The 11,937-nt window shown below is 39.3% G+C and carries 6 protein-coding genes; 3 read left to right on the top strand and 3 right to left on the bottom strand.

Annotated elements, in window-relative coordinates:
* A partial coding sequence (hrmK, locus tag I8748_RS33720; protein ID WP_198128831.1) for a hybrid histidine kinase/response regulator HrmK occupies positions 1-1,777 on the bottom strand: 1,777 nt, incomplete at its 3' end.
* Between the two features lie 185 nt (positions 1,778-1,962).
* On the opposite strand from hrmK, the gene I8748_RS33715 reads away from it, so the two are divergent.
* Positions 1,963-2,829 carry a branched-chain amino acid ABC transporter permease gene (locus I8748_RS33715; protein ID WP_198128830.1) on the top strand — a complete coding sequence of 289 codons (867 nt, stop codon included), beginning with the start codon at positions 1,963-1,965 and terminating at the stop codon, positions 2,827-2,829.
* 21 nt (positions 2,830-2,850) lie between these two features.
* Here the strand turns inward: I8748_RS33715 and psaX are convergent, their stop codons facing one another.
* Both psaX and lipA read right to left on the bottom strand, forming a co-directional pair.
* Positions 2,851-2,988, bottom strand: coding sequence for a photosystem I protein PsaX (gene psaX, locus I8748_RS33710; protein ID WP_198128829.1), 138 nt, complete (start codon positions 2,986-2,988; stop codon positions 2,851-2,853).
* A gap of 178 nt (positions 2,989-3,166) precedes the next feature.
* Positions 3,167-4,087 carry a lipoyl synthase gene (gene lipA, locus I8748_RS33705; protein WP_198128828.1) on the bottom strand — a complete coding sequence of 307 codons (921 nt, stop codon included), beginning with the start codon at positions 4,085-4,087 and terminating at the stop codon, positions 3,167-3,169.
* A gap of 258 nt (positions 4,088-4,345) precedes the next feature.
* Between lipA and I8748_RS33700 the strand changes: the two genes are divergently transcribed.
* Positions 4,346-4,993: a response regulator gene (locus tag I8748_RS33700; RefSeq protein WP_198128827.1), complete on the top strand. Its 648-nt coding sequence runs from the start codon at positions 4,346-4,348 to the stop codon at positions 4,991-4,993.
* Positions 4,994-6,116: 1,123 nt separating this feature from the next.
* Positions 6,117-11,924, top strand: a complete 5,808-nt coding sequence (locus tag I8748_RS33695; RefSeq protein ID WP_198128826.1) for a trifunctional serine/threonine-protein kinase/ATP-binding protein/sensor histidine kinase — start codon at positions 6,117-6,119, stop codon at positions 11,922-11,924.
* Positions 11,925-11,937 lie beyond the last annotated feature (13 nt).

The following is an 11,937-nucleotide window of genomic DNA, read 5'->3' as shown; positions in this document are numbered from 1 at the left end:
CCAGACTAGTTAACAGTGATAAATCAATCGGTTTAGAGATATAGTCATTAACTCCAGCAGCCAGACAAATTTCGCGATCGCCTTTCATCGCCATTGCTGTTTGAGCAATGATCGGAATCTTTTGATAGTGCTGATTTGACCGCAACTGCTGTACTAAGTTAAGTCCATTTCCATCTGGCAGATTGACATCCATTAAAATTACTGCTGGCTCTAACTCTGTGAGAACAGTCCACATTTGGCTAGCAGTCTTTACCCAAGTGACGTGATAACCCAATTTACCTAAATAAGTTTCCATCAATTCACCATTGGGTAAGTCATCTTCTACCAATAAAATCTCCTTTGAAGAACTAGGTGTAATCGCCAGAGGATATAAAGAAGCTGTTACCCCCAGATCTCCCCCATCTTCCCTAACTTCCCCCGCTTCCAGAAAAGGTGTAAATGGAAGAATGATAGTAAACCGCGAACCGCGATTTACTTCCGATTCCACCTCTACGTAACCACCATGAATTTCAGCAAGTTTGCGAGTTACCGCTAACCCTAAACCAGTACCTTCATTGCGACTAGTGACATTGGAAATTTGGAAATAGGGTTGAAACAGTTGAGCCTGATCTTCTTGAGAGATGCCAATACCTGTATCCCAAACTATAAAATGTACGAATACACCTTTGGCTACTACCTCTAAACCCACAACACCTGTGCTGGTAAATTTGAGAGCGTTGAAAAGCAAATTCAGCAGCATTTGCTTGAGTCGTAAGGGGTCAGCCACAACTGTTGTCACATTGGAGTCTAGTTCGAGACGCAGTTTCAAACCTTTGTTAGCAGCTTTCTCTTTTACCAGAGCCAAAACATTCCGACATAGCTCTGGCACGTTTACATTTTCCCACTGCACCTCTAGCTGATTAGCTTCAATTTTTGACAAATCTAAAATATCGTTGATTAGCGCTAGTAAATGCTTGCCGCTAGACTGAATAATCCTTAAATACTCTTGATGCCGTTCTTTTGTTGGCTCATAGCCTTGAGCTAACAAAAGGTGGGTAAAACCAATAATCGAACTCAGCGGTGTGCGGATTTCGTGACTAGTGTTTGCCAGAAACTGGTTTTTCAGTTGATTGCTGCGCTCCAATTCTTGATTAAAGCTACCTAACTGTTGAGAGTGTTGCTGCCAAGATTGTATTTGCCTTAATTGTGCTAGTGCAGTAGCACAGTATTTGGCGGCTCTTGTCATCAACTGCGGTCTGAGTTGAGCTTGTAATGTACTAAACGGTTCGCAATCAGACTGAGGAAATGCTGTGGCGACAATTAGCCAACCCATAACACTCCCAGAATCGTCAGTTAATTGCCAAGCACTAGGGGGTTGTTGGTTCTCAATCTGCTGCAAATCTTTGAGTGCTAATACCTCTTGCAATTTCAACCGTAGCTTTTTGGTTTTTTTCCCGACTACCTCTACAACAAAAGATTCTGCTCTTGATGGAGAATGAGAAACGTAGCAAACTCTAGCCACTGTTTCTTGTGGTTGAAACAGAGCGATCGCCACCCGATCACCATTCAAAGCACTGTCGAGTTCATTCACCACAGTTTGGCAAATTTCTGCTTCTGGGCTGCTTGCCTGTAGGACATTATTAGAAGCAGCAAGCAGGCAATCATTAAGGCTGGTTTGCAAATGGTTGAGGCTGCGCTCCAGCCACAACTCAGCACGAAGTTGCTGGATTTTGATCAAAGGTGTTGGCGTTGCATCTATTTGTGAGTTCTGTTCTGGTAAGCTTGAATACTGCTGCATGGTCAACTAGACCGCTGAACAAATTTGGCTTCGCACAAAAATGCGAAGATTCTATGTATATTAGCTCACAATTCTTTTTTGTTTGTAAAACATAACTTCTAGTGTCAATTGTAACCCATGTAACAAAAGTTTTTTATAAAATCACTCTCCTAAAATTTATTTACAGTAACTATTTAGTTAAAACTATGGATGTACAACTCGCTCAATTAATCGTTAATGGCATTGCTGTAGGTAGTATTATTGCCTTAGCAGCAGTAGGGCTAACTCTCACCTACGGAATTTTACGGTTATCTAATTTCGCCCACGGTGATTTTCTCACCTTAGGAGCTTATTTGACTTTACTAGTCAATACTGTTGGCGTAAATATTTGGCTATCAATGATTCTGGCAGCAGTGGGAACAGTGGCAGTGATGGTGTTATCAGAAAAGTTGCTGTGGTCAAGGATGCGCCAGATCCGCGCTACTTCTACAACACTGATTATTATCTCCATCGGACTTGCCTTATTTCTTCGTAATGGCATTATTTTTATTTGGGGTGGTAGAAATCAAAATTACAATGTACCCGTGACACCGGCTTTAGACATCTTGGGTATAAAAGTGCCCCAAAATCAATTGTTAGTATTGGCGTTGGCAGTTTTAGCAATTTTGGCGCTGCACTACCTCTTGCAAAATACTAAAATCGGTAAAGCAATGCGAGCCGTTGCTGATGATATAGATTTAGCTAGGGTTTCTGGCATCAATGTCGATCAAGTGATCATTTGGACTTGGCTGATTGCTGGCACACTCACATCCTTGGGTGGCAGTATGTACGGGTTAATTACAGCAGTGCGTCCTAACATGGGCTGGTTCTTGATTTTACCTTTGTTCGCTTCAGTGATTTTAGGAGGGATTGGCAACCCATACGGAGCAATTGTTGCAGCTTTCATTATTGGAATTGCCCAAGAAGTTAGTACCCCCTGGCTGGGTTCTCAGTACAAACAGGGAATAGCGCTGTTGATTATGATTTTGGTGCTGCTCATTCGTCCCAAAGGTTTATTCAAAGGTACGATTTGAGCAGCACCACTCCACTTCTAACTATTCGATGATGTGGAAATAATAGGCCGCTACCAGAAAGTTGATAGCTAGCAACAACAGTGCCCAACCCGTGCGAAAGGCATAGGGAGGTTTAGCACCAGTTTCAACAACAGCGGAACTCTTGCTTTTAGCAGTCATAAGCGTTCTCCTAATGTCAGGACTTTTTAAGAAATACCAAACAGGCGTGCCAATTAGACAAATTCTTTAGAAATATTTGTGGGAATTGGGAATTGGGAATTGGAAATTGGGAATGGGGAATTGGGAATTGGGATTGGTTATTTCTCCCCATCACCCCATCACCCCATCACCCTACTCCCTACTCCCCACTCCCTACTTCCTCTTCACCTGCATGGTAAGAACTCCGAACCAAAGGCCCGGAACGGACGTGATTAAATCCTATTTTCCATGCTAAACTGCCTAGTTGCTTAAATTCCTCTGGTGTCCAGTATTTTTGGACTGGCAGATGGTCTAGGGAGGGACGCATATATTGACCAATTGTCAAGCGATCGCATCCCACTGCCCTTAAATCTTTCATTGTTTCGATTACTTCTGAGGTAGTTTCACCGTGTCCGAGCATTAAACCTGATTTTGTGGGTATGCTGGGATCGAGTTCTTTAACTATTGCTAGTACCCGTAGCGAGCGATCGTACTTAGCTCCTCGCCGCACTGGCCCAGTTAATCTTCGCACTGTCTCAATATTGTGATTGAAACAAGCTGGCTTGGCTTTAACAATCATCTCTATCCGCTGGCGTTGACCTAACTCTCCAGCACCTGCACCACCCCAAAAATCAGGTGTCAGCACTTCAATTTGCGTGTCTGGGTTTAACTGGCGGATAGTCTCCATTGTCTTGACAAACTGGCCTGCTCCCTGATCCGGTAAGTCATCACGGGCAACGGAAGTCAGTACCACATAACGCAATCCCAAAAGTTGTACCGCCTCTGCCACCTTTTGTGGTTCCTCTGGGTCAATAGGCATTGGTGCATGACCTTTATCTACTTGGCAAAAAGCGCAAGAACGTGTACAGGTTGGGCCTAGTAGTAAGAAAGTTGCGGTTTTTTGAGCGTAGCATTCCCCTCTGTTAGGGCAGCGTCCCTCTTCGCAAATCGTGTGAATTTGGCGTTGCTTGATAATCCGTTGTACAGTGGAAAGCTCACTGGCTTTACCAATAGGGCGGCGTAACCAGTGAGGCATTGCCGTAATTTCTGACTTGAGTTGGGCTGGTTGTGAGGAAGTCATAGATATCCAAGCAAGATCCAAAAGTACTGTGGGGCGAGTTTACTATGCTTTTGAGCAAGGATTAAGCCTTAAATATCACCATGACACAAATTGAGAAGAACATAAGCACGAGTTTTGTAAAGCACTTGCTGTAATGAGATTTATACCGAAATATACTATCCCCCAATCCATAAAACTTTTAGATATAGTGGGAGGATTCTCAAGGACAAGCGGCTTAGCCGCTATTTACACTTAAATTTTCTGTTAGAGCAATTAGACGTGGCAAGTAACAAGATTTTAGTTATCGATGACACTACAGTTGTCAGGGTAAAAGTCAGAGAAATGTTGCCTCCAGGCAACTTTGAGGTTTTGGAAGCAAAAGACGGTCTGGAAGGACTAAATCTCATCCGTCAGGAAAAACTCAGCTTGATCATGTTGGACTTCCTGTTGCCTAAAATGAGTGGCTGGGAAGTTTTCCAGCAAGTTCAAGCTCACCCTGAGTTAAGAAAAATTCCTTTAGTGATCATGTCTGGCCGCAAAGAAGAGGTGACAGAGAAAATCTCAGAACCTTTTGAGTATTTTGAATTTCTAGGCAAGCCTTTTGATCAGAAACAACTAATTGGTGCGATTAAGTTAGCGATGACAAAAGCGAAACTACCGCGCCCAGAACTAGTTCCAGCAGCTGTTGCAACAAATGGCACAGCAGCAGTTGCTGCTGCAACAAATGGCACAGCAGCAGTTGTTGTAAATAATACACCAGCAGTTGCCCACACAAACGACACAATAGTAACTTCTGATACTGTGGCAGCTTCCTCCGCAGAAATTGAAGCACTAAATGAAAAAATTGCCAAAATGCAAGCAGAAATCGAGGGTTTGAAGAAACAGCTAACTCAAGTTGTGACTTTTATTAAACAGAAAATCAAATAGTATTTGCGCTCATTATTATCCTTGCCACCCTTAATACCCAATCTGAAAAACAGATATCCGAAGGTGGGTAAAGAGAGTTAGTTCAAAATACCTCAAAACAGGAAAAACAAGTAGCACTCATGTGAAACTCAAGCTTGAAATAGGATTGACCTACTCTTCTTCTATTTAACGATTAAACTAGGAATAAAAATTTTCCCACTCTGGAAATTGGTATATTAGTCTGTCTTATTTTGATAGACTGAAAATCAAAATATCTGAGTCTTATGACTAGCAAGGAATATTAACTTCAACTGCCGTGTCATGGAAAGCTGCAATATATCCAATAAATCTGCCGTAATTCACTTTTTATCAAGGGTAACGGCAGGTTTTTTATTGTTTTATTAAACATATATATTGCTAGTTAAAACGGGTATATACAAGATAAATTTTGGTTAGTTGCAGGACTTACGCACGAACTACGATTTTACGTCATTATGAGTGAAGCGAAGTAATCTCAAAAGCTTAGTTTTTCGTCACGAGTGTGTAAGTCCTAAGTTGATATCTTAGACCATTCTCTAGAAGCGTAAGGTAGACACTGCCCACAATATCAAAATAATGGTTTGAGTGAATTATTAGCAGTGCCCAACTACAAAAATTTTTACCAAATCACTGGTGCAAGATGTGAACCTCTAACTAGCACGCAGACGCAAAGCGCAAAATATGAAAGAAACACTTTCTTCCCCGACTCCCTACTCCCTACTCCCCACTCCCTGTGTTTCTTGAAAGTGTCCAAGGGGTGCAATTAACGCTCCCGCAAAATATGAAACAAGCACATTTTTATGATATTCCTCAAAGCCATACGGTATAAGGGTTCTAAAATGTGCAAGTTAGGAGTTAGAGATAACTGACACATAAATGCTAATACTTAACAGTATAACTTAGTATTACTTACCACTATTTTTGCTTTAAAAAAAATTTAATATTCTTAAATTACTTAAACTGAGACAATTGTCTTTATTTAAACTTATTTATTTTCACTGAAAATAAATAAGTTTAAATAATATTTTAGAGAAATTCAATGATAATTTATCTTTCGTAATGGGAATACTGAACAATAGGAATAGAAGTATGGGTATAAACTAAAATGCTAGTAGTATTAGATACAATATATCCTATAATTGGCTATAAAATTACTGAGCAAATTTACTCAGGGAGTAAAACTCTGGTTTATCGGGGTATTAGAGAGAAAGACCAAAAACTAGTTGTCTTGAAACTGATGCGAAATGAATATCCTAGTTTCGTTGAAATTGCCCAGTTTCGTAATCAATACAATATTATCAAAGACCTTGACCTGCCTGGCATAGTCAAACCCCATAGCTTAGAAAACTATCGCAATGGCTATATTTTAGTCATGGAAGATTTTGGTAGTATCTCTCTCAAAGACTGGCGACAGACAAAGCAAGGTATTGGGAAAAATCCTATTTCTTTGAGTGAGTTTTTCCACATTGCTATTGAAATTTCTTCCATCCTTGAAGAACTACATCGTCATCGCATCATTCACAAAGATATCAAACCTGCTAACATTCTAATTCACCCCACCACAGGTGATATCAAACTCATTGATTTTAGTATTGCTACCCTCTTACCTAAAGAAATTCAAGTTCTGACAAATCCCAACAGTTTAGAAGGAACTCTAGCTTACATTTCCCCTGAACAAACGGGACGCATGAACCGAGGTATCGACTACCGCACAGACTTTTATTCCTTGGGTGTGACTTTCTTTGAACTCCTAACTGGACAGTTACCCTTCACCACCACTGAACCAATGGAATTAGTTTACTCTCATATTGCCAAGGAACCCCCAAAAGCAAATCTGATTAACCCCAGTATTCCGCTGATTTTGTCTAATATCGTCAGCAAGCTGATGGCTAAAAATGCCGAAGACCGCTATCAAAGTGGTCATGGACTCAGACATGACTTAGAAGTATGTCGAAATCAATGGCAAGAAACTGGAACTATCACAAACTTTGAGTTGGGAGTTCGAGACATATCAAACTGTTTTGTCATTCCCGAAAAACTTTATGGTCGCCAACGCGAAGTTGAAACCCTACTCGCGACTTTTGATCGTGTGACAAGCGGTCAAACTGAAATGATATTAGTTGTGGGTTCGTCTGGTATTGGTAAAACCGCTGTGGTGAACGAAGTTCACAAACCAATTGTGCGAATGCGTGGTTACTTCATTAAAGGTAAATTTGACCAATTCCAACGTGATATTCCCTTGTCAGGGTTGGTACAAGCTTTTCGAGATTTAATTGAGCAAATACTCTCAGAAAGTGATGTCCAAATTCAAGAATGGAAAACCAAAATTTTATCGGCATTAGGTACACAAGCTCAGGTAATTATTGATGTTCTTCCAGAAATAGAAAAAATTATTGGCAAGCAACCACTGGTTACAGAACTCCTTGGTAGTGCTGCACAGAATCGTTTCAATTTACTGTTTCAACGATTCATCAAAGTCTTGACTAATAAAGAGCATCCTTTGGTAATATTTCTAGATGATTTACAGTGGGCAGATTTGGCTTCTTTAAAACTAATTCAATTATTAGTAACTGAAAATACATCTTCTCCTACTATTAGTGAAACAGAGAATATCTTTGATAATCAAGATGGGTTTTTGCTAATTGGTACATATAGAGATAATGAAGTCTCTAATACACATTCTTTATATTTAACACTAAAAGAAATTTGTAAAACTAAAGTAAATATTAATACTATTAAACTTTTGCCTTTAACTCAGGCTGATTTAAACCATTTAGTTGCTGATACACTTCATTGTACTGAAGTAATAGCCATTCCCATGACACAAATGGTATTTGCTAAAACTCAAGGCAATCCCTTTTTTGCAACTAAATTTATCAAGTCTTTATATCAAGATGGACTAATTAAACTTAACTTAGAAACAGGTTGTTGGCAGTACAGAATTGAAGAAATTAAAGTATTATCACTTACAGATGATGTTGTAGAATTTATGGCAATTCAAATCAAAAAAATGCCAGAAAACACTCAAAAGTTGTTAAAGTTAGCTGCTTGCATAGGCAATGAATTTGAATTAAAAACTATCTCTATTATTCATGAAAAATCTTTGGTAGATACAGCATCAGATTTATGGACAGCATTACTCGACAGCTTAATTTTACCTCAAACTGAAGTTTATAACTTTTTTCCAGAAGATAATATAGAAATAATTGATAGTCAAAAAAAATCAACCGAAGGACAAATTAGTAATTATCAGTTACCTAGATATAAATTTGTACATGACAGGGTGCAGCAAGCTGCCTATTCTCTGATACCCGAAGACCAAAGAAAATCAATTCATTTAAAAATTGGACTACTGCTGTTGGGTAATATCCCTGTTGAAGAACGGGAAGAAAAGATTTTTGATCTTGTCAATCAGTTCAATATGGCAGTGGAATTCATTACTCGTGAAGCTAAACGTTATGAGTTAGCTACGATGAATCTAACTGCTGGACGTAAAGCTGTAGCATCAACAGCTTACTCAGCTGCTGTTAATTATTTAAATACTGGTATTGAACTGCTGGCTGATGATAGCTGGAAAACTAAATATGAGCTAAGCCTAGCTTTGTATGAAACCGCAGCAGAGGCGGCATATCTTAGCGGTGACTTTGAACTGATGCAAAAATTAACAGACATTATATTAGCAGAGGCTAAAACACCGCTGGATAAAGTAAAAGTTTATGAGGTGATTATTCAGGCATTTGGCGCACAAAATAAAGCACTAGAAGCTGTGAAAGCAGGACTGGCTTTCTTGAAGCTGTTGGGAGTGAGTTTTCCTGAAAATCCCAGCCAGAGTGATGTTCACAAAGAAATAGAAATTACAATTTCAAATCTCGCTCATCAAAGAATTGAGGATTTAATTGACCTACCGCAGATGACAGCAGCAGAACCACTGGCAGTAATGCGTATTTTATCAAGTGCGATCGCTCTTGCCTATCAAGCTGTCCCAGAACTTATGCCTCTGATTTGCTTGAAACAGATTAATCTGTCGCTTAAACACGGCAATTCTCCCTTATCAGCATATGCATATGCTGTTTATGGGTTAATGCTTTGCGGACTTTTTGAAGACATAGAACTTGGTTACCAGTTTGGTAAATTAGCTGTAAATTTATTGTCACGGTTCAATGTTAGAGAAATCAAAGCTAAAGTCATCCAGACGGTTAATGCACATGTTATCCATTGGAAAGAATCTATTAGGGAAATCTTCAAGCCTCTTCTGGAAGCTTATTCTGCTGGCATAGAAACAGGAGACTTAGAATTTGCTGCCTATTCTCTAAAAGCATACTGCTACATTTCATATTTCAGTGGTAAAGAACTAACGGAACTTGAGCGGGAGATGGCAACCTACAGTTATGCTGTCAGTCAACTCAAACAGAATGGTGTCTTTCATTGGATTAAAATTTATCGACAGACAGTATTGAATCTAATGGGGGAAGTTCAAAATCCCTGTTGTTTAATTGGTGAAGCTTACGACGAGGAAAAAATGCTTCCCATACAAATACAAGCCAATGATGGAATTGCACTTGTATATTCATATTTATGTAAGCTGCAATTATGTTATTTATTTACCGATTACCCCCAAGCAGTTGAAAACTCTCTGAAACTAGAAAAGTATTTAGTGAGTGGAGCAGGACAATTTATAGTTCCTCAATTTTATTTTTATAATTCTTTGGCGTGGCTAGCTATATATCATAACACCGAGCCGCTTCAACAAAAACAAATCTTAGCTAAAGTGGCGGCCAACCAAGAGAAGATGCGTAAATGGGCTAACCATATTCCCATCAATCATTTACATAAGTTTTATTTAGTAGAGGCTGAGTATTATCGGGTTTTAGGTAAATATCTCGAAGCAATTGATTATTATGATCGTGCCATCACCCTGGCCACAGAATATGAGTATATCCATGAAGAAGCTCTCGCTAACGAACTAGCAGCTAAGTTCTATTTAAAATGGGGCAAAATTAAGATTGCTCAAACCTACCTAATTGATGCCTACTATGGCTACGTTCGCTGGGGAGCATTAGCTAAAGTCAACGACTTACAAAAACATTATCCGCAATTTCTGACACCCATTATCCAGCAAGAAAAATTTAGTCTGGTTTCCAGTGAAAACAGTACAACTAAACTGAACATATCTGTATCTACACCTAGCACTAAAACTCTTCTCAGTACTTATGAAACCGTCGTTGCTTCTCATACCAGCATTTCAGATATGCTCGATTTGGCAGCTGTTGTTAGAGCTTATCAAGCAATTTCTGGAGAAATTGAGTTACAAAAAATTCTTTCTACGTTAATAGAAGTTGTCATGGAAAATGCTGGGGCATCTAAGTGTGTTCTGATGTTGAGCGAAGGTAATAACTTGAACTTAACTGTCACCGCAGTCAGTGCTAGCTCAACTTTTGCACCCACCTGCACAGAATTTATAACAATTCCCTTAGAGTCTAGCTACCAGGTTCCTATTTCTTTGATTAACTACGTCAAACGTACGCGAGAAATATTAGTAATTGATGATGTAAAAGCTGAGCCTTCCTTATCAGCAGATATTTACATTACCCAGGAAGAGCCAAAATGTATATTATGTATTCCGATGATTAAGCAAAGTAAATTTCTAGGCATTCTTTACTTAGAAAATAATCTAACCACGGGAGCATTTACACGCGATCGCCTAGAACTCCTCAAACTGATAACTACGCAAGCAGCCATATCTTTAGAAAATGCCATGCTCTACAAAAATTTGGCACAAGCTAACAAACGCTTGGAAGAATACAACCATATTCTAGAGGAGAGAGTCCTGGTAAGAACGGCAGAACTCAATGAAAAAAATCACAGTCTAGAACAAACTCTACAAGAATTACAGCAAACTCAAGCTCAATTAATTCAAAGTGAAAAAATGTCTTCCTTAGGGCAAATGATAGCCGGAATTGCCCATGAAATTAATAACCCCATCAATTTTATTCATGGCAATATCAATCATGCTAGTGAATATGTCAAAAACTTATTAGATTTAATTGCAATTTATCAACAAGAATATACTCAGCCCTCATCTTTAGTTGAAGAAAAATCTCAGGCAATTGATCTAAATTTTCTAGCAGAAGATCTGCCAAAAATTATAGATTCAATGAAAATTGGTAGTTCGCGCATTCGCAGCATTGTTTTGAGCTTACGCAACTTCTCCCGCTTGGATGAGTCCGAAATGAAACCTGTGGATATTCATGAGGGCATTGACAACACTTTGATGATTTTGCACCATCGACTTCAGAAAACTAACACAGAAGCAAGGCGACTTAAAAATAGAGATTTTGCGGTAATTGAAATTATCAAAGAATACGCAAATCTACCTAAAGTTACTTGTTATGCCAGTCAACTCAATCAAGTGTTTATGAATATCCTCAGTAATGCTATCGATGCTTTGGAAGAGTCAATAGTCAACAGGAGCCAGTTGCGTGCGGTGAGCAGTCCGTTGGGCGGCTTTGCCGACTTGAAGGAACTGCGAACCCGTACTGCAAAGCAGAACCCGAAGGGTAGGGAGGTTCCCTCCGTTGAGCAAACTGGCGTTCAACAGTCAACGGTTAAGAATTCTGAACTATTGACTATGAACTATGGACTTTTGACTAAACCCCAAATTCGTATTCGCACTGAACAAGTGGACTCTAATATTATTAGAATTCGGATTGCTGATAATGGTTTTGGTATGGCAGAAGTGGTGCGACAGAAAATATTTAATCCATTTTTTACCACAAAAGCAGTAGGTAGTGGCACTGGGTTAGGGTTATCGATTAGCTATCAAATTGTCGTTGATAAACATAAGGGTCAGTTAACTTGTAATTCCAAGCCAGGACAGGGAACTGAGTTTGTAATTGATATACCAATGCAATAGATAGACTATCAAG

Origin of the sequence: Amazonocrinis nigriterrae CENA67 (genome assembly GCF_016056305.1) — a bacterium.
GTDB lineage: Bacteria > Cyanobacteriota > Cyanobacteriia > Cyanobacteriales > Nostocaceae > Amazonocrinis > Amazonocrinis nigriterrae.
This window is presented reverse-complemented; position numbering and strand designations above follow the sequence as displayed.